Genomic DNA, 19,917 nt, shown 5'->3' with positions numbered 1-19,917 from the left:
CATGCCGCTCACCCGGCGAAGTCGTCCACCTCAGCACAGTTTTTGACGCTGAAAAATCTCACCATCAACCACAGACTTCACCAGTTTGCGAATTAGGATCAGTGCTTATCCTGCCCTTTGGATTGCAGCTCACGATACCAGCGCGGATGGTGTTTCTTCGCCCAACCGCTGGATACCCAGCCTTCCACCATCGCGGTGATGGTGCCCTTCACCCACAGCGCGGCGTACACATGCACCATGATAGTCAGGATCAAACCGACTGCGGATACCGAGTGCACCACCAATGCGGCACGGATCACCGGGATGGAGAACGACGGCGCAAAGTAAGGCCGCCAAATCACAATCCCGCTTGCCAGCAACAGCAGCAGACAGAGAATCGCCAGCCAAAACACACACTTCTGACCGAAGTTGTACCGACCGGTATCGCCAACCTCTTCGTTACGAGCGATTTTGTGGATGTTTTTCGCCCACTCCAAATCGCTGCGCTCAATCAGGTTGTGTTTCCAGTAACGTAAAAACATCAGCAGGAAGGCGACAAACATCACTACCCCGACAAACGGGTGCAGGATGCGCGCCAGTTGCGGCGTGCCCAGCACACTCATCAGCCAGTTGAGCGACGGGAAGAAAAACCCTAATCCGCTGAGTGCGGCAAACACAAAGCAGAACGCCACAATCCAGTGATTAATGCGCTCGGGGGCGCTGTAACGCTGAATTCGATTACTCTTTTTCATGCTGCTTGCCCTCGTGGTGCGCTTCGTCATCGTCTTCTACCCGGTTCGGGCCGATACCCACGTAGTGGAATACGCTGGCCGCGAAGGTGGCGGCAAAACCGATGGCCGCCAGCGGCTTCCAAATGCCTTTCCAGAAGGTAACCGCCGGGCTGATGGTCGGGTTAGCGGGCAGACCGTTATACAGCTCTGGCCGGTCTGCATGGTGCAGCACGTACATCACGTGTGTGCCACCCACTCCTGCCGGGTCGTACAGACCGGCATTCTGATAACCGCGGCTGTTCAGGTCTTTCACCCGTTCGGCCGCCAGCACTTTCATCTCGTCTTTGGTACCGAAATGAATTGCGCCAGTCGGGCAGGTTTTCACGCACGACGGCTCCTGGCCGACTTCCACACGATCAACACACAACGTGCACTTGTATACCTTGTTGTCGTCCTTATTCATGCGCGGCACATTGAACGGGCAGCCAGCGATACAGTAGCCACAACCGATGCAGTGCTCGGACTGGAAATCGACGATGCCGTTAGCGTACTGGATAATCGCGCCTTCCGACGGGCACGCCTTCAGGCAGCCCGGGTCGGCACAGTGCATGCAGCCATCCTTACGGATAAGCCACTCCAGCTTGCCGTTTTCTTCGAACTCGGCAAACTTCATGACCGTCCAGGACTTGGCGCTCAAATCGGTCGGGTTGTCGTACACCCCCACGTTATGCCCCACCTCGTCACGGATGTCGTTCCACTCGGAACACGCCACCTGACAGGCTTTACAGCCGATACAGGTGGTCACATCGATCAGTTTGGCAACCTGCTCTTTGTGGTTGCGGGCCTGTGGCGGTGGCGTCAGTGAGTTAGTCGCGGAGCGACGGATAATATCTTGTGATTGCATTGCCATAATGTTTCTCCGCGACTACGCTTTTTCCACATTAACCAGAAACGCCTTGTATTCCGGCGTCTGACTGTTGGCGTCACCGACATGCGGCGTCAGGATATTCGCCATAAAGCCTTTCTGGGTGGTGCCTTCAAAGCCCCAGTGACAAGGCACGCCGATGGTTTCCACCGGTTTGCCCTGAATCATCAGGGTACGGATACGCTTGGTAACGACTGCCTTCGCCTTGATATATCCTCGTTTACTGCTGACTTTCACGACATCGCCCGCCTGAATACCCTTCTGCTTCGCCAGCCCTTCGCCGATTTCCACAAACTGCTCCGGCTGAACGATAGCGTTAAGACGCGCGTGTTTCGTCCAGTGGCGGAACAACTCGGTAATCGAGTAGGTAGTGGCAACAAACGGGAATTCTTCCACCGTTCCCATATACGGACGGTCGGCAGGCAGAATACGGGCAGCCGGGTTGACCTGAACCTTGCTGTAAACCGGGTTGGTTTTCAGTGGCGATTCCAGCGGCTCATAGTGCGCCGGGAACGGCCCTTCGGCCATCTTGTCGATAGCGAACAGACGTCCCAGCCCTTCGGCGTTCATAATAAACGGGCCAGCAGCGCTACCCGGCGGCACGGTGGCGGCGAAATCAGGCACGTCTATCCCCGTCCATTTCTGGCCGTTCCAGCGAATCAGCTCACGTTTCGGATCCCACGGGCGGCCTTGTTCGTCAGCCGACGCACGGTTGTATAGGATGCGGCGGTTTTGCGGCCAGCACCAGGCCCAGCCCGGCGTACAGCCCAGGCCTGACGGGTCGGCGTTGTCGCGACGCGCCATCTGGTTACCCGCCTCTGTCCACGAACCGGCGTAAATCCAGCAGAAGCTGGCCGTGCTGCCGTCATCGCGCAGCACCGAGAAGTCAGGCAGCAGTTGCCCTTTCTTCAACAACAGGTTGCCTTTATCGTCGTACAGATCCGCCAGCGCGCGGCCGTTGGCTTCTTTAGTAATTTCCTCGGCGGACGGGTCTTCCGGCTGCAGGTAATCCCAACTCATGTTGATCACCGGAGTCGGGTTAGCGCCGCCCTCTTTGGCATACAACTCACGCAGACGCAGGAACAGGCCGGCGATAATCACCCCATCGTGGCGCGCTTCACCTGGCGGCTCTGCACCCTGATAGTGCCATTGCAACCAGCGGCCGGAGTTAACGATGGAGCCGTTTTCCTCGGCAAAACAGCTCGACGGCAGGCGGAACACCTCGGTCTGAATCTTACTGGGGTCGACATCGTTCAGCTCACCGTGGTTCTGCCAGAAGTTGGAGGTTTCGGTCGCCAGCGGGTCAATGATCACCAGATACTTCAGTTTCTTCAGGGCATCACGAGCCCGGTTGGAGTCCGCGAAGGCCGCCATCGGGTTGAACCCCTGCACGATATAACCGTTGACCTTGCCGTCCAGCATCATGCGGGAATACGCCAGCGCATCGTAGCTCTTGTCCCACTTCGGCAGCCAGTCATAACCCCAGTCATTCTCTTTGGTCGCTTTATCGCCCCAGAAACTCTTCAGCATGCTGATAAAGAACTTCGGCGTATTCTTCCAATAGTTAACCTGATCCGGCAACAACGCTTTCGGTGTTATCTGATCGAGATACATCGCCAGCGAGGTTTGTTTTTCCGATGGCAGCGGCATATAGCCCGGCAGGTTCAGCGACAACAACCCCAAATCGGTGTAGCCCTGAATATTCGAGTGACCGCGCAGTGCGTTCACACCGCCGCCAGCCATACCAACGTTACCCAGCAGCAACTGCACCATGGCCGCGGTACGGATAATTTGTGCGCCCGCGGTGTGCTGTGTCCAGCCAAGGGCGTACATAATGGTCGCGGTACGATCCGGTACGCAGGTCGAGGCCAGTTGCTCACAAATGGTCAGAAAATCCTGCTTCGGCGTACCGCATACATTGGTCACCAAATCCGGCGTATAACGGCTGACGTGCTCTTTGAGCAGATTCCAGACGCAGCGCGGATCACTGAGTGTGTCATCACGTTTGGCAAAGCCGTTTTCATCCAGCGCATACTGCCAGCTGGTGCGGTCGTACTTGCGCTCTTTTTCGTCGTAACCGCTAAACAGGCCTTCATCAAAGTGGTAATCGTCACGAACGATCAGGCTGGCGTTGGTATACGCCTTCACATACGGCATCTGCACTTTGTTGTGGGTAAGCAGATAGTTGACGACACCCAGCAGGAAAGTGATATCGGACCCGGCGCGAATCGGCGAGTACATGTCGGCAACGGCGGCCGAGCGGTTAAAACGCGGGTCGACGACAATCAATTTGGCACCGTTGTGAATCTTGGCTTCTACCGCCCATTTAAATCCGACCGGGTGCGCTTCTGCCGGGTTGCCCCCCATCACCAGAATCACATTGGCGTTCTTGATGTCGACCCAGTTATTGGTCATCGCACCGCGACCAAAAGTCGGTGCCAGCGCCGCCACCGTTGGGCCATGACACAGACGCGCTTGCGTATCGATGCCGATCATACCCAGTGCGCGGGCAAATTTTTGATCCAGTATCCCGGTTTCATTACTGGCAGCGGAGGAGCACAGCATCCCGGTCGTCAACCAACGGTTAACCGTCACACCGGCGGCGTTTTTCTCAACGAAATTGGCGTCGCGATCTTTTTTCATCAATGTGGCGATGCGATCGAACGCCTCTTCCCAACTGATGCGCTGCCATTTGTCCGATCCCGGCGCACGGTATTCCGGGTACTTCAGTCGCTGATCGCTATGAATAAAATCAACCAGACCAGCCCCTTTCGGGCACAACGAACCACGGCTCACCGGATGATCCGGATCCCCTTCAATGTGGTAAATGGAAGCGTTGGCGTTTTTAGCACCATCGCCCAGGCTGTACATCAGAATACCGCACCCGACTGAACAGTAAGTGCAATTATTCCGGGTTTCTTTGGCTCGCAATAGCTTGTATTGCCGCGTTTCGGCTAACGCCGCGCTGGGCGAGAACCCCAGAGCGGTGACCGTCGTTCCGGCCATACCGCCTGCGCATATTTTAAAGAACTGCCTTCTGCTGACCTGCATGGGAGATTCCTCGCACGACATCACTCAGATCTATACCCGTCATACGTCGAATTGCAGGCCCATAGGCTGTGCTATCAGGCTCACCTGAGCCCTACCCTGAAAAGGCAACGCGCGGCGTTGTTCAACACGTTGTCCCGCAACTCTGATTATTGGGGTAATATCGTATTTTATGTATTAATGCTTTATTAATATGAATGAATGCTGACAGGGTGAGTGCATAAACCCCTATCAAACATATGTATTATGTACCGACGAATAAAAAGCGCCAATTAATTATCCCAATAACAACAAATAAGTCACAATTCGTCGTGACGCGGCTGTTTTTTAACGTTATCACACAGTTAAGAATAATCATTCTCATTATCAAGAGAGCCAAGCTCTTGTATCGCTATATATTTATTTACATATCGATTTCAGCCGAGTGCTCTCTCCCACGTTATACCAACGAGAAATAATTAAGATTTTCTTTATAAAGAAAACAGAGTATCTGTTCCTTCGACAAAAGAGGAATACCACGTCTGATGATAAAAAAATAAATACCGCAGGCGGCGTAAAATAAATAACGCCCGACATGATATGACCGTGAATCGATTATTTTTGATGGGAAACGATAAATAACGCGAGTTGCCGATCAGGACGAGGAGAGTGCGTTTTTCAACAATGTCGCCAATGCAATAATGGCGTTTTCTGTTTTCTCCTGCCATTCGAAGGAGGTATTAATACGGAAATAGCGATCAAACTTATCGTTGGTCGTGAACATGCGGCCCGGCGCGATACTGATATTCAGCGCCAGAGCCTGTTGATACAGGTCAATACTGTTGATGCCCTCCGGCAACCCCAGCCACAGAAAATAACCACCATCGGCGTAGTAAATATCCACACCGGCCGGGAAGTACGCTTTCATTGCCTGGTACAAGCGGTGTTTGCGTTGCTCAAGCGTTCGCCGCAGACGCCGCAGATGACTATCGTAACTACTGGTCGCCAGATAATCGGCCACCGCCAATTGCATCGGTGCACTGGCAGACAGTGTACTCATCAGTTGCAGCCGCTGAACGCCTTGCGCAAAGCGGCCTGCCGCCACCCAACCAACACGGAATCCGGCGACCAGATTTTTTGAAAACGAAGAGCAGTGCAGTACCTGGCCTTGCGTATCCAATGCTTTGACCGGCAGCGGACGATGAGGACCGGCGTACAGCTCACTGTAGACATCATCTTCAATCAACGGTACCTGATATTCGCTCAACAGCGCGGCCAGTTGCTGCTTTTTCTCCCATGCCAGCGTACAACCAAGCGGGTTGTGAAAATTGGTCATCAGCCAGCAGGCGCGGATCGGATAGTCCTGCAATGCCTGTCGCAATGCCGCCAGTTCAATACCGGTATGCGGATGTGTGGCGATAGCAATGGCCTTCAACTGCAAACGTTCGATAGCCTGCAATGCGCCGTAAAACGACGGTGACTCTACCACCACATAATCGCCGGGACGGGTCAACATTTGCAGGCTGAGGTTCAGTGACTCCATGGCACCGCTGGTAATGACTATCTCGTCCGGCGATACCGCGATACCTTGCAGCGCGTAGCGCTGGGCTATCTGTTTGCGTAAACGTTCATTGCCGGGCGGCAGGTTATCCAGCGCACTCTCCGGTTGCATACGACGTGCTACCGTCGCCAGTGAGCGGGTTAACTGGCGCTGAGGAAACAACCGGGGATCGGGAAAGGCCGACCCAAACGGCACCACGCCGGGCGAACGGCTGGCGTGCAGCACATCAAAAATGAAGCGGTTAACATCAACGTTTTCCGTCAAATGCACCGCTTCACCCTCGCTCACTGGCGCAGACGGGCGTTCAATGCGCGGGGCGGCGTAATAACCCGATTGCGGGCGCGATACAATCCAGCCCTGACTTTCCAGTAGCTGATAGGCATGCAGCACCGTCATCAGACTCAGGCCGGAATGTACCGCCTTTTCACGCAACGACGGCAGTTTTTCCCCCGGTTGCCAGATACCCGACTGTAACTGCTCGCGCATCTGGTCAGCCAGTTGTTCGAACTTAGCCAGTGCCATGCTCCTTAGCGGGACAACGCCTGCCGGACAAAATCCAGCAGCAACCGCCGCGCCCACACCGGCTCAGCGCTATGGGTTATTTCCGGCAAGGCGCAGTGTCGCAGGCAGGCGTTCATCACCGCGGCATCCATCTCGGGGTGGAACTGGAATGACAAGGTATGCGGCGTGTAACGAATAATCTGGCATCCATCCTGTTCTGACGCCGCCAGCACCTGTGCACCCGGTGGTGGCGTCACCACAGACTGAAGATGGCTGAGGTAAGCGCTAAACTGCGTCGGTACCGCCGTCAGCAACGCATCATTCGCGGCATGGTCATACAGCGTCACCGTCTTAAGCCCCATCTCACGTCCATTCGGGTTATCCGCCACCATGCCGCCCAACGCATGCGCCAACAACTGATGGCCGTAGCACACGCCCAGCACCGGCAACCCGACCTGTACGCTCTGGCGTAGCCACTCGGCGGTACGCTCGCTCCAGTCCAGCCGGTCAGTCACCATCGACCAGGAACCGCTGATAATAGCGGCATCATGCTCACCGGGGTGCGGCAAGGCATCACCGGCGTCTGGCCGTACCACATGCAGTTGCACGCCTTGCGCCGCCAGCGCGCTGCAAAACCAGTCAGCCTGCTGACCGACAGCCTGCGCGATAGGCTCGGGAGGTTCACCCATCTGTACAATGAGTAAAGAAGGAGAGCGTGATGAGGAAGGACAATCTGCGTTTCGCATCGTCATAGCGCGTCGCTGGCCTCGAAGAACGGTAAACAAGATGAGTTTTGAACGTATCACGCAGGACACGCCCTGTCACCGCTTCATGTTGTTGATTTTTATTCACCGCGATAAAGACGCGCAGAAAGGCGCACAGCCCTTCAACGCGCAGCGGTTGAACGGTAGGCCAGAGAGAAAACATCGTAGAAATAGAGGTACCCCTTGGTTTGCAACAAACGGGCGATCCCCTCTTTTACCGCGGCGGCGACCTGTGGATTATGCAGCAATGCCTCCAGCGTCTGTGCCGACACATGGCGACTGTTATACCACTCGCCGTTGTAGCACACCCGCAGATCCAGCGTGTCGATATCTTCAAAGCGATAGCGCGGGTTGATATCCATCGACATCGCCAGCGACATCAGCGCCAGAAACAACGTAAACCCCACCACATAAGGCAGGCCGAAATAAGGTGCATACCACAGAATCAACGCCACTGGCACATAACTCGCCAGCATACCGCCGAATAAATAAGGATGGGTTACCATAAACCGGCGACTGAAACGGATGCGATTATCGCGCCGCTCCTCACGATTCAGACGTTCGATTTCTTCATTCAGAATGCGTTTCACTTCGTCCATACCGAATCCTCTGCCCCTGCTTATTGGTGCGCAACGGTAGCACGGCGCACCCCTTCAGAACAGATACAGTCCGGTGAAAAAAAGCTATAACAGTTACCCTTGTGTTGATAGGCGGCTGGCGGCAATCAACGCCTGCCCCAGCGCCAGCCCACCGTCGCCAGCCGGTAAACGTGACGGCATTAGCAATGTCACATCCGCCAGCCGTTCACGCAGCAGTGCAACCAGCAAACGGTTATGCATCACCCCGCCTGAGCACACCACCGTATTCAGCCCGTACTCCCGTGATGCCTGACGCACCAGCGCCGCCAGCCCGTCAGCCAACGCCACATGAAACGCAAACGCACGGTCAGCCGGTGTCGCGTGCCAGCCCAGAAACTGCCGCCAGAACGTGGCCAGATCTAACTGGTAGCCGGATAACGGTAGCGTCACCGGCGATCGGGTCTGTTGATGTTGCCGGGCCAGCGCTTCCAGCCAGCAGGCAGCCTCCCCTTCCCAACTTTGTTCGCCGTCAAATCCACAAGCGGCGGCGACGGCATCAAACAACCGGCCAGCGGATGAAGCCAGTGGAGCATTCAGTCCACGCTCAATAGCACGCGTCAGCAACGGCCGCGCAGCGACAGGAATCACACCCGCTTGCGGCAGTGACGCCCAATCCGGTACAAACGCCAGAAACTGTGCCAGTAGATTACGCCACGGCTGGCGTGCCGCCAGGTCGCCGCCCGGCAGCGCCACCGCAGGCAACCCTCCCAGATGCTGGCACTGGCTGTAATCCACCCGCAGGCACTCACCGCCCCACCAGCGGTTATCACCACCATAGCCGATGCCATCCAACGCCAGCCCGATGACTGGCCCGGCGTCACGCGGCCAGCGGTGTTCCGCCAGACAGGCAACGATATGCGCGTGATGGTGCAGCACCTCGATGCAGGGGACGCCCAACTGTTGCGCCTGTTGCTGCCCTAAACGACGGCTGACATACCCCGGGTGAGCATCCACCGCGATGGCCTGCGGAGTAAACCGGTAGATATCGGCAAACAACCTTTGCGCCTGCTGGTACTGCTGTTCCACCTCGTCATCAGCCAGGTCGCCCAGGTGCTGGCTGACAATCGCAGAGCCATCACGCAGCAAGCAGAAGGTATTTTTGAGGTCGGCCCCCATGGCTAATAACGCGGGCTGTTGGCTAAATCCCGGTGGCAACGGCAGGGCATCCGGCACATACCCGCGCGCACGCCGCAGCATCTCCGCCCGCGCGTCCTGCATCCTCACTACCGAGTCGTCAGCCCGCTGCACAATATCGCGATCATGCAGCAACCATAGATCAGCGATAGCCGCCAGTTCAACCAGCGCCTGCATGTTATCCAGCGCGGGCGGTTTACCACTGGCATTGCCAGAGGTCATCACCAGCGGTCGGCCCACCGCTGCCAACAGCACGTGCTGTAATGGGTTGGCAGGCAGCATTAACCCCGCTTCATCCAGACCGGGGGCAATGCCTGCTGCCAGTACACCATCGTGGCGTAGCGGTAGCAGCACGATCGGTGCCGCCGGGCTTTGCATCAGACGCAGCGCTGGCGCAGGGTTTTCCACACCGCTGCACTGTGCAAGCCAGTCAGCACCCGGCAGCATCACCGCCAGCGGCTTGGCCGGGCGGTGCTTGCGCTCACGCAGTCGTGCCACTGCCTGCGCATTGGTAGCGTCACAAGCCAGATGAAAACCACCCAGCCCTTTTACTGCCACAATCTGCCCGGCACATAATGCGGCGGCCGCTTGCATAATGGCGTTATCACCACGCACCACGACACCCGAGGCATCACTCAGCCACACCTGCGGCCCGCAGGTTGGACAGGCGTTGGGTTGAGCATGAAAGCGCCGATCCGCCGGATGTTGGTATTCCTGCTGACAGGTGGGGCAAAACGGGAACTTCGCCATCGCCGTATTCGGGCGGTCGTATGGCATCTGGCGGATGATAGTAAAACGCGGGCCACAATGGGTGCAGTTGATAAACGGATAACGGTAGCGACGATCGCGCGGATCAAACAGCTCCTGACGGCAGGCATCACAGGTCGCCGCATCCGGCACAATGTGAGTATCCATCTGCCCGGCACCGCTATGTTCAATGATGAAATCGTCCGGCGGTGTTTCCCAACGATAAGGCTGACAGGTGACCTGGTCAATCTGCGCCAGCGGCGGGCACTCAGCGTATAGTGCAGCAATAAAATCCGCCTCGGCGCTCACTGGCCACAGCCGGACTAACACCCCCGCGCCATCATTCAGCACACTGCCTTTGGCACCAAGCCGGTGAGCAATTTGCCAGACATAAGGCCGAAACCCCACCCCCTGCACTTTGCCCTTAACGCGAATTTCAATTCCGTCGTGATGTGGTGACATCATAGTTATATGAATAGCTATCACTGTAAGTGTTGCTGTATGGACGCCTTTATATACAGCGTCTCGCTGCACTACCCCGCTCTGGCGTCCACTTAGGGCGGCCAATCGCCGCCGCCCTAAGAACCCGGGCTTTTGGCGGGAAATTACGCCGCTACGCGGTGCCTTCGGGAAAAACAGACTCCTTTTCGGCCCGCCGCTGACGCGCTCCCGGCGCGGCAGCGGCTCTCGCGGCATCCATGCCGCTCGGCCGGGAGTCTGTTTTCCCCTCAGCGTAATTTACGCCATTGCGTCCACCTGCCACCATCAAATCGACAATGACAACGATCAGAACAGGGCTAGAGGATTAGCAAATCCTCGGCATGGGCTCGCTGTGGGGCAAGTCCAGCAGGCGGGAGGGGCCGAATACGCCGCACAGGCGTACCTGTTTTTTGTCGGTGACGCTGCCGATTACCGCGGCATCGCGCCCCAACGGGTGAGACTGTAAAACGTCCAGGACCCGGCTTTCCGCTTCTGGCGACACCGCTAGCACCAGTTTACCTTCATTGGCGAAATTGAGCGCTTCCAGCCCCAGCAGTTCACAGATACCACGCACCGCCGTTTTGACCGGTAACGCGCTTTCCTGTATTTCCATGCCGCAACCACTGGCTTGCGCGAATTCGTGCAGGATTGCCGTCACCCCGCCACGGGTAGCATCGCGCAGAGCACGTACGCCATCAATCTCTCGCAGTGGCGCAATCAACGGTGCCAGTACCGCGCAATCGCTGGTCAATTCGGCTTCCAGTCCCAGCTTTTCACGCAAATTCAGAATGGTGGCACCGTGATCCCCCAGCGTACCACTGACGATCAAACGGTCACCGGGGCGGATTTCACCGGTGCCCCACTGCACATGTGGCGGAATCACACCAATACCCGCGGTATTGATGAAAATTTTGTCCGCCGCGCCGCGCGGCACCACTTTGGTATCACCAGTGACGATTTGGATACCCGCCTCGCGGGCCGTTTGCGCCATCGAATTGACGATGCGCAGCAGCGTTTCTCCCGCCAGCCCTTCCTCCAGAATAAAACCACAGGAGAGGTAACGTGGCACGGCACCACTGACCGCCAGATCGTTAGCCGTACCGCATACCGCCAGCTTGCCAATATTACCGCCGGGAAATTCGATCGGGTCGATAACATAGCTGTCGGTGGTAAACGCCAGCCGATCGCCCTCGGCATTCAGCTCCGCCAGCAACAAACGCGCCTGATCTTCACGTTCTGCCAATAATGGGTTATCGAACGCCTGCAGGAACAGGCCTTCGATCAACTGCTGCATTGCCTGCCCGCCGCTGCCATGCGCTAGGGTAATTTCTTTTGGCAATAAAGTGTTCTTCATCAGGCGCACTCCCGTCGATACTGGTAATAAGCGGCACAGGCGCCTTCTGAGGACACCATCAACGCACCGATAGCATTTTGCGGTGTACAACGCTGACCAAACAACGGGCAATCACCCGGTTTGCAACGCCCGGTGAGCACATCACCGCAACGTGACAGCGGCTCATCCGCCACCTGTTGCTGCTGCGGTTTGAAACGGCGTTCAGCATCAAATGCCGCATACTCTGCCCGCAATTGCATACCGGAATCGGCAATTTCGCCCAACCCACGCCATTCACTACTGGCCTTGGTTTCAAATACCTCGGCCATCGCCTGCTGCGCCAGCGTATTACCACAGTCCGGCACGATACGACGGTACTGGTTTTCCACTTCACAGCGTTCATCATGCAGTTGTTGCACCAGCATCAACAGCGCCTGCAGGATATCCAACGGCTCGAAGCCCGTAACCACGAACGGTTTATGGAACTGCTCGCACAGCGGCTGATAAGGATACGCGCCAATCACCATGCTGACATGCCCCGGTGCCAGGAAACCGTCGATACGCAAATCGGGTTGCTCCAGCAGGCTTCTTAGTGTCGGAATGATAGTGATGTGCTGGCAAAATAGCGAAAAGTTATCGATACCGCGACGTTTGGCTTGTTGCAGGGTCAGTGCAGTACTCGGCATGGTGGTTTCAAATCCCAGTCCGAAGAACACCACTTGTCGATCAGGGTGTTGCTCCGCCAGCGCCAGCGCATCCAGCGGGGAATAAACCACCCGGACATCAGCGCCGTGGCGTCGGGCGTCCTGCAACGATCCGTTACGGCCCGGCACCCGCATGGCGTCGCCGAAAGTACAAAAGATCACGTCAGGGCGAGCGGCTATCTCCAGACAGGCATCGATCCGCCCCATCGGCAGCACGCACACCGGGCAACCTGGCCCGTGCACAAACTCAATTTCCGGCGGCAATAGCCGGTCGATACCGAACTTAAAAATGGCATGGGTATGCCCGCCGCACACCTCCATCAGTTGCAACGGGCGCGCCTTTAAATGTGGCATGTCGTCAACCAACGCCTGAATGCGCTGTAACAACGATTTCGCCAGTTCGGGATCACGAAATTCATCAACGTACTGCATAAATGGCTCCGGTTTGCCTGACTTCATCCAGCTCCAGTCCAACCGCCTGCATGGATTGTAGCGCCGCCAGCGTTTCCTGTGCTTCCTGCTCATCGAGCAAACTCATGGCGAAACCGACATGCACCAGTACCCACTGGCCTACCAACTCTGCCGGGTCACCTTCACATACCAGCGCAATATTTACCTCACGCTGTACACCACACACATCCACCCGTGCCGGATAATGCAGGTCCGGCCCGACAGCGACCACTTTACCGGGAACGCCCAAGCACATGGTTAGACTCCTGACAGCAGTGACGGTTGTGACGGCGTTTGCGCTCCCAAAAGCTGGGCTTCCAGCCAGGCCAACCAGGCTTCCATCCCTTCACCAGTACGCGCAGACAACGCAATCACCTCGATCTGCGGATTAACGCGACGCGCGTTAGCAACACAGGCGTCGAGATCGAAATCCAGATACGGCAACAGATCGATCTTGTTGATGACCATCAGCGATGCAGCGGCAAACATGTGCGGATACTTAAGCGGTTTGTCTTCACCTTCGGTGACCGACAACACCGCGATTTTGTGCCGTTCCCCCAAATCGAAACCGGCCGGACACACCAGGTTGCCAACGTTTTCGATAAACAGCAGGCTCTGATTTGGCAGTTGCAGTCGGTGCATGGCGTCATGCACCATCTGCGCATCCAGATGACAGCCTTTGCCGGTATTAACCTGAATCGCGGGTACACCGGTGGCCCGAATACGTTCGGCGTCGTTGGTGGTTTGCTGGTCGCCTTCGATCACCGCGCACGGCACGCGCTCACGCAGCAAGTGCAAGGTATTGGTCAGCAGCGTGGTTTTCCCGGAACCGGGGCTGGACACCAGATTCAACGCCAGAATCTGGTCGGCGTCGAAATGCTCGCGGTTATGCGCCGCCAGTTGGTTATTTTTACTCAGCACATCCATTTCTATCTGTAGCAGTCGTTGCTGACCGACACCCGGCGCATGGGTGCCTGCCGCGCCCTGCCCATAGTGCAGATGGTTTTCCTGCTCCACCGGCTGGAACCGCTCTTCCTGCTGACGGTGTTCGTGCGAATGCGCGTGATGGTCATGACCATGATGAGCATGGCTGTGATGAGCATGCTCATGGTGGTGATCATGGTGGTCGTGATCATGGTGGTCATGCGAATCGTGCGTATGGGCATGATGCTCATGCGCGTGACGCACGGCCAGCGGACGCGATGCGCCATGATAATGATGGTGTACGTCGCCGTGGTGATAATAGTAATGGTGATGATGAATAATCACACTGGGCGCTACGTCATCATGGTGATGGTCATGCCCGTGATCGTGGTCATGATGGTGAGGATGCGAATGCGCATGATCATGACTGTGGCTATGTTCGTGGTGGTGATCGTGCGTATGGGGATGGTGGTGTGAATGCGCAGGTTCATCGCCCTCTATCCGGCGTTCTCCTTCGCCACAACCGCATGTGGTACACATTGATACGACTCCTCCGGTCAACCAGACCGCTTTCTACTGATGACAGGTCGCGTTGAAAACGTAGCGTGTTTTATTCAACCGCCAGTTGCTTGAGTTGCAGGCTATCGCCTCCGCTTTCAACTCGCAGACTATGACTGCCGCAATGCGGACAGCCGCTGTCGTGGTGGGTCACTTCCACTGGCTGGCTACACTCCCAGCACCAGGCCTGTGCCGGACGCACCGACACATGCAACTGGCAGCCTTCTGCCAGGGTTTCACGGCAGACCGACTCAAAGCAGAACTGCAACGCACTTTCTTCAATGCAAGACAGCGCGCCGATTTCCAACCAGACGCCGGTAACCCGGCGGGCGCCATGTTGACGCGCCTGCTGCTCAATCAACTCCAGTGCGTTGTAGCACAAGGACACTTCATGCATGCCGCTGACTCCGATAACGGCTGAACAGCGCGCGGCGACTCAGGTTCTCTGGTGCATCGGCATCCTGCACCGGCAATGACAACGCCATACGTGCGCTTTGTTGTGCCAACTGCAACGCCTGTTCCGCACCGAGTGCCGAGTCCAGCGGCGACATCAGTGAACAGGACAGATACTGCTGCCCGTCATCACTTTCACTGACCACAAACTTCATACTGCCGCACGGCAGCGCTAACGCCAGTCGGGTGGACAGATCACGTCGGGGCCATTGTTGCCCCGGCCCCGGCAGCACCAGCAGACTCAACATCCACGGCGTCAACAGGCAACCGAACCACTGCTGTTCAAACAGGGTAAATCCACAGGCCCGCACCGGAATACCGTCACGATAAAACGGCAACGACCGCATGCGTTCTTGCGCAATACGGTTGAACTCGGCTTCCAGCCAGGCCACCGGACTCTGATCATGCCCCGCAATCCACGCCAATTCTTTGCGCTCGTCAGGTATTACCGACGGATTGTTGTCACCATTGTGTGGCGTAGCCGGTAAATTGTGTGGCGTAGCCGGTAAATTGTGTGGCGTAGCCGGTAAATTGTGTGGCGTAGCCGGTAAATCGTGTGGCGTAGCCGGTAAATCGTGTGGCGTAGCCGGTAAATCGTGTGGCGCAGCAGAAAAACAGTCAGTCACCATACACCTCCTGCGCGGTTTTCTCCGTCACCGTCACACCACTTTGACGCAGCGCGACGATAATGTGCTGTAAGGCAGGCTCCAGCGCCTGGGTCACGGTATCGGACAAGCCGATACCGGAATCGAGCGCTTCCGGCTCCACGCCAACCAGTGTCAGTTGGCGGGGAAATTCGCCGGTCAATTGCAACGCCATCAGCACATCAGCCAGACCTAACTGGTGCGGGGAGATCTTGCGGGTAAACAACGCCGGGACTTCACGGTCACGCAGCACCGTCACACTGCCCGGTGCCTTACCGGTCAGTACCGCATCGGCAACGATCAGGTGATCACGCCCGGCCATGTATTCCATCAGCTCCATGCCGCAGGTGCCACCGTCCACCACATCAATGGCGGGTGTGCAGTCAAAGCACTGCTCCAGTTGTTCCACCAGACGCACCCCAACCCCTTCATCACTCAGCAAAATATTGCCGATCCCCAACACCAGTATATTCATCACAGCACCTTCACCCGCGTCACTTCATTGCCATTCACGGTATCCACTACGTGCACCGCACAAGACATACAAGGGTCGAAGGAGTGGATGGTACGTACCACTTCCAACGGCTTATGCGGGTCCGCCACTGGTGTACCAACCAGCGACTGCTCGTACGGGCCGGGCTTGTCTTCACTGTTACGTGGACAGGATGTCCAGGTTGACGGCACTACCGCCTGATAGTTAGTGATTTTGCCGTTTTTAAACACCACCCAGTGCGACAGCATGCCGCGCGGCATTTCCCCGAAGCCCACACCGTGAAACTCGGTATCGGGTGAAAAGTCCGGTTTGATGAAGGTCTGATGATCGCCTTTACCGATGTTGTCCACCAGCGCCTGCCATTGCTGCGCCAGCGTATCTTTCAGTACGCAGCAGTGCACCGTGCGGCCAATCACCCGACCCAATGTGGAGTGCAGATGTTTCTCTTCCAGTTGGTGTCCACTGAGCGTCTGATAAGCGGCTTTAACCTGAGAGAAATGGGTCAACGTGTCTTTATGCTTCGCAGCCAGGCCGCACAGCAACCAGGCCAGCGGCCCCACTTCCACGGTTTTGCCGTAGAAAGTCGGCGATTTCACCCATGAGTATTTGCCGTCTTCATGCCAGCCGGTGTACTTCGGTCGTGTCAGCCCTTCCCACGGTGCCAGCGGCTGATCGTCCTGATACCAGGCGTGTTTACCGCTCTCACGGATACCGTCTATCAGGAACTTATCGCTGTGGCTGGTGATCGGTCGGTACGTCGACAGATCGCTGTTTTCGATATATCCACCCGCCAGCAGGAAGCTACCGTTCTTGTTGTCGGTCGGCAGTTCCGGCACGCTCAGGTAATGATCGGCACCGCGTCCCAGCGACAACCATTGTGGGTAATGGGCAGCAATCACCGCGCAGTCCACTTTGTAGACCTGCTCGATAAAATCACCCAGCCGGTCGATAAAGCTCTTCACATACATCAACCGTTCCAGATTGAGTACGCTCGGGGCATCCAGATTGATTGGGTTAGCCACTCCACCAACCGCCAGGTTTTGAATATGTGGCGATTTACCGCCCAGGATCGCCACGATGCGGTTAGCATCACGCTGACATTCCAGCGCCTGCAGATAGTGAGCGACGGCAATCAGGTTCACTTCCGGCGGCAATGACATCGCCGGGTGGCCCCAGTAGCCGTTGGCGAAAATACCCAACTGACCGCTAGCAACCAGATCTTTGAGCTTCTGCTGCACTTTGGTGAACTCGGCAGCGGTATTTAGCGGCCACGTGGATAACCCGTTGAGCAGCGTCGCCGCTTTCTGCGGATCGGCTTTCAACGCGGAGGTCACATCCACCCAGTCAAGCGCCGACAACTGGTAGAAATGCACAATATGGTCATGGATACTGTGCGCGGCCAGAATCAGGTTGCGGATGTACTGGGCGTTGACCGGCACATTCAGGCCAAGCCCATTCTCTACCGCACGCACGGAGGCGATAGCATGCACGGTGGTGCACACGCCGCAGATACGCTGCACGATCATCCAGGCATCACGCGGGTCACGCCCTTTGACAATCTCTTCCATGCCACGCCACATAGTGCCGGATGACCAGGCTTTGGTGACTTTGCCGTTTTCAATTTCGCAATCAATGCGCAGATGCCCTTCGATACGGGTAATGGGATCAATGGTGATGCGTTGGCTCATGCTTTACCTCAGCCTGATGATGCGTATGTTCGCCTTTCAGCGCGGGCAGTACCGGCAGCAGGCGGATTAACAAGATGTAGGCGCAGACCTCAATGGCGACGAAGCCAATGGAAATCAGGATCTCCTGCGCTTTAGGAAAGTAGTGGTAGCCGTTGCCTGGGTTGAACGCCAGCAGCGAATAGCTCAGTCGCCACAGGGCAGCGCCAAACAGCATGCAGAGCGCGCTGACGAACAGCCAGCGGGCATCCTGACGGCAGCGTTTCAAGCGCAGCAGTACTAGCGGCAAGACCATCAACGCGGCTTCACACCAGAACATGGCGGCAAACCGGTCACCGGCGAACAACAGAGCGGTTTTCTGGTGCCAGATGATTTCACCGAAACGCAGCACCACAAACAGCAGCACCAGCACATGGGCAAGCCCTGTCAGTTTGCGGAACAACGCCTGTTCGTCCGGACCACGCCCTTTCAGCCCAGCCTGTACCAGCGAGCCTTCGAAAATCACGATCGAAAAGCCCATGATGAACGCGGTCAGCAGCGACAGCAACGGCAACAGTTCATAGCTTTGCCACAGCGGATGCACTTTATAACCGGCGGAAATCATCAGCGATCCCATCGATGACTGGTGCATCGTCGGCAGTAACGCCCCCAACGCAATGATGAAAAACATCACCTTGTTGAGCCGTTTCAGCGACACCTTCCAGCCGAATCGTTCCAGCACGACTGGTGCAAACTCCAGCGCCATCACCCCGATGTAGATAGTCATACACACGGCGGTTTCAAACAGTACCGAGTTGGTATTGAAATAACCGGGGATATAAAAGTACGGCAGGTTCCAGTAACGGCCGACGTCGATGGTGATGGACAATCCACCCAGCGAATAGCCAAACAGGCTGGCGAGTAGCGCCGGACGTACTAACGGGTGGTATTCGCCACGGTTGAATACATACACCGCCCAGGCCAACGCCCAACCGCCGCAGGCAAAACCGGTACCGACCAACAGGTCAAACGCGATCCAAATCCCCCACGGGTAGCCGCCGTTAAGATCGGCAACGGAGCCTATCCCCAGAAACAGACGTTTCACGATGAGGATCGCGCAAATCGCCACCAGCGGAGCCAGCAGCATCACCGGCCAGCTCACCAGCCGACCGCCCAACGGACTTGCTTTATGCGCCGTCATGAGGTTTCTCCTGTGAGTCGTCGTGCGTCTCCTCGCGCTCAGCACGAGTATTGCGATGCACCAGTACGGATAACCCAGCCAGTACCGCCAGCGGTAACACCATACCTTTATACAACGTGTGCTGGATGTGCTCCGAGCGTGCACCGGTAGACAGCGAATCCAAAGCGGGCATTTCCAGATTCGAGTACGGCACCCCAGACAACACCAGCACTTGCGTCCCGCCCGCTTCCTTCTCGCCATAGACATAGCGTTCGTAGCGTGGCACGGTGTGCTGGTAGGTGTCTTTCCTGTCCAACGTCTGGCGTGGATAAGCGTATTCATCACCCGGTTTCAGCGCCAGTCGACGTTTTGCTTCCTCCAGCAGTTGCTCACGGGTGCCGTAAATCACCGCACCAGTCGGGCAGACTTCCACACACCCCGGCATGCCGCCTTTGTCGAGTCTGGCCAGCTCAGGCTGGTTACACAGCTCGCATTTGTGGATTTTGCCCAGCGGGTTTTCATAGTCGTACTTCGGCACATCGAACGGGCACGCCACCATGCAATAACGACACCCGGTACAGATGCTGGCGTCGTAATGCACCACGCCGGTTTTCGGGTCTTTCTTCAACGCCGATACCGGACACACCGACACACAGTTGGGATCGACGCAGTGCATGCACTGCTTCTTGATGTAGGCGTAACCGTCTTTTTCCTGATCTTTGTTCTTGCCGTCGCCGCTACGCCACACCTGGATGATGTTGTTGGTGTAAGGGCTGAGCTTGTCATTGTTGGACCAGGTCGCCGCGCCACCGGAATAGACCGTGCTATCTGGTTTATATTCCAGCTTGTTGACCTGCTGGCACTTGCTTACACATGCCTGACAGCCCACGCACAGCGTCGAGTCGTACAGCATGCCAAGCGCGCCAGGGATTGGCGGTCGATTGGTGGCCTGCGCCTGACTGGCAAGTGGCGTCCCCGCCAGCAGTGCTCCCGCGGACGCCAGCTTGAAAAAATTGCGTCTGTTCAC

At 56.7% G+C, this 19,917-nt stretch carries 17 protein-coding genes; all 17 read right to left on the bottom strand.

The window, feature by feature from the left end:
- Positions 1–98: 98 nt before the first annotated feature.
- Positions 99–731 carry a formate dehydrogenase cytochrome b556 subunit gene (gene fdoI, locus FGI04_RS04950; protein WP_012885368.1) on the bottom strand — a complete coding sequence of 211 codons (633 nt, stop codon included), beginning with the start codon at positions 729–731 and terminating at the stop codon, positions 99–101.
- Positions 718–1,620 (bottom strand): formate dehydrogenase subunit beta, encoded by a 903-nt coding sequence (fdxH, locus tag FGI04_RS04945; protein WP_012885369.1) that lies wholly within the window; start codon positions 1,618–1,620, stop codon positions 718–720. The genes fdoI and fdxH overlap by 14 nt, the downstream gene beginning before the upstream one ends.
- Positions 1,621–1,635: 15 nt before the next feature.
- A complete protein-coding gene (gene fdnG, locus FGI04_RS04940) occupies positions 1,636–4,686 on the bottom strand; it encodes a formate dehydrogenase-N subunit alpha (RefSeq protein WP_407273722.1) in 3,051 nt (1,016 codons plus the stop codon).
- A gap of 631 nt (positions 4,687–5,317) precedes the next feature.
- On the bottom strand, positions 5,318–6,739 hold the full coding sequence (locus FGI04_RS04935; protein WP_407337390.1) for an aminotransferase-like domain-containing protein: 1,422 nt from the start codon (positions 6,737–6,739) through the stop codon (positions 5,318–5,320).
- A gap of 11 nt (positions 6,740–6,750) precedes the next feature.
- Positions 6,751–7,476, bottom strand: coding sequence for a glutamine amidotransferase (locus FGI04_RS04930; RefSeq protein WP_407336369.1), 726 nt, complete (start codon positions 7,474–7,476; stop codon positions 6,751–6,753).
- A 134-nt stretch (positions 7,477–7,610) separates the two neighbouring features.
- Positions 7,611–8,087 carry a YlaC family protein gene (locus FGI04_RS04925; RefSeq protein ID WP_038904999.1) on the bottom strand — a complete coding sequence of 159 codons (477 nt, stop codon included), beginning with the start codon at positions 8,085–8,087 and terminating at the stop codon, positions 7,611–7,613.
- 93 nt (positions 8,088–8,180) lie between these two features.
- Complete coding sequence (hypF, locus tag FGI04_RS04920) at positions 8,181–10,472, bottom strand: carbamoyltransferase HypF (protein WP_407336368.1); 2,292 nt, start codon at positions 10,470–10,472, stop codon at positions 8,181–8,183.
- Between the two features lie 340 nt (positions 10,473–10,812).
- Entirely contained in the window at positions 10,813–11,841 is a 1,029-nt protein-coding gene (gene hypE, locus FGI04_RS04915) for a hydrogenase expression/formation protein HypE (protein ID WP_407273724.1), read from the bottom strand.
- On the bottom strand, positions 11,841–12,956 hold the full coding sequence (gene hypD / locus FGI04_RS04910) for a hydrogenase formation protein HypD (RefSeq protein ID WP_407321576.1): 1,116 nt from the start codon (positions 12,954–12,956) through the stop codon (positions 11,841–11,843). Before hypD ends, hypE begins: the two co-directional genes overlap by 1 nt.
- The gene (hybG, locus tag FGI04_RS04905) at positions 12,943–13,230 is read right to left on the bottom strand and encodes a hydrogenase maturation factor HybG (protein ID WP_013318684.1); all 288 of its coding nucleotides are present in this window, start codon (positions 13,228–13,230) and stop codon (positions 12,943–12,945) included. The genes hypD and hybG overlap by 14 nt, the downstream gene beginning before the upstream one ends.
- A 2-nt stretch (positions 13,231–13,232) precedes the next feature.
- On the bottom strand, positions 13,233–14,438 hold the full coding sequence (gene hypB / locus FGI04_RS04900) for a hydrogenase nickel incorporation protein HypB (RefSeq protein ID WP_407336367.1): 1,206 nt from the start codon (positions 14,436–14,438) through the stop codon (positions 13,233–13,235).
- A 70-nt stretch (positions 14,439–14,508) separates the two neighbouring features.
- A complete protein-coding gene (hypA, locus tag FGI04_RS04895; RefSeq protein WP_016941061.1) occupies positions 14,509–14,853 on the bottom strand; it encodes a hydrogenase maturation nickel metallochaperone HypA in 345 nt (114 codons plus the stop codon).
- Positions 14,846–15,334 carry a hydrogenase-2 assembly chaperone gene (hybE, locus tag FGI04_RS04890; protein ID WP_407337388.1) on the bottom strand — a complete coding sequence of 163 codons (489 nt, stop codon included), beginning with the start codon at positions 15,332–15,334 and terminating at the stop codon, positions 14,846–14,848. Before hybE ends, hypA begins: the two co-directional genes overlap by 8 nt.
- 193 nt (positions 15,335–15,527) lie before the next feature.
- Positions 15,528–16,028: a HyaD/HybD family hydrogenase maturation endopeptidase gene (locus FGI04_RS04885; protein ID WP_342700420.1), complete on the bottom strand. Its 501-nt coding sequence runs from the start codon at positions 16,026–16,028 to the stop codon at positions 15,528–15,530.
- Positions 16,028–17,734 (bottom strand): hydrogenase 2 large subunit, encoded by a 1,707-nt coding sequence (hybC, locus tag FGI04_RS04880; RefSeq protein ID WP_226102194.1) that lies wholly within the window; start codon positions 17,732–17,734, stop codon positions 16,028–16,030. The genes FGI04_RS04885 and hybC overlap by 1 nt, the downstream gene beginning before the upstream one ends.
- Complete coding sequence (gene hybB, locus FGI04_RS04875; RefSeq protein WP_407273729.1) at positions 17,712–18,911, bottom strand: Ni/Fe-hydrogenase cytochrome b subunit; 1,200 nt, start codon at positions 18,909–18,911, stop codon at positions 17,712–17,714. Before hybB ends, hybC begins: the two co-directional genes overlap by 23 nt.
- Complete coding sequence (gene hybA / locus FGI04_RS04870) at positions 18,898–19,917, bottom strand: hydrogenase 2 operon protein HybA (protein WP_012885384.1); 1,020 nt, start codon at positions 19,915–19,917, stop codon at positions 18,898–18,900. Before hybA ends, hybB begins: the two co-directional genes overlap by 14 nt.

The organism is Dickeya ananatis, from assembly GCF_019464615.1.
Classification (GTDB): Bacteria; Pseudomonadota; Gammaproteobacteria; order Enterobacterales; family Enterobacteriaceae; genus Dickeya; species Dickeya oryzae.
This window is presented reverse-complemented; position numbering and strand designations above follow the sequence as displayed.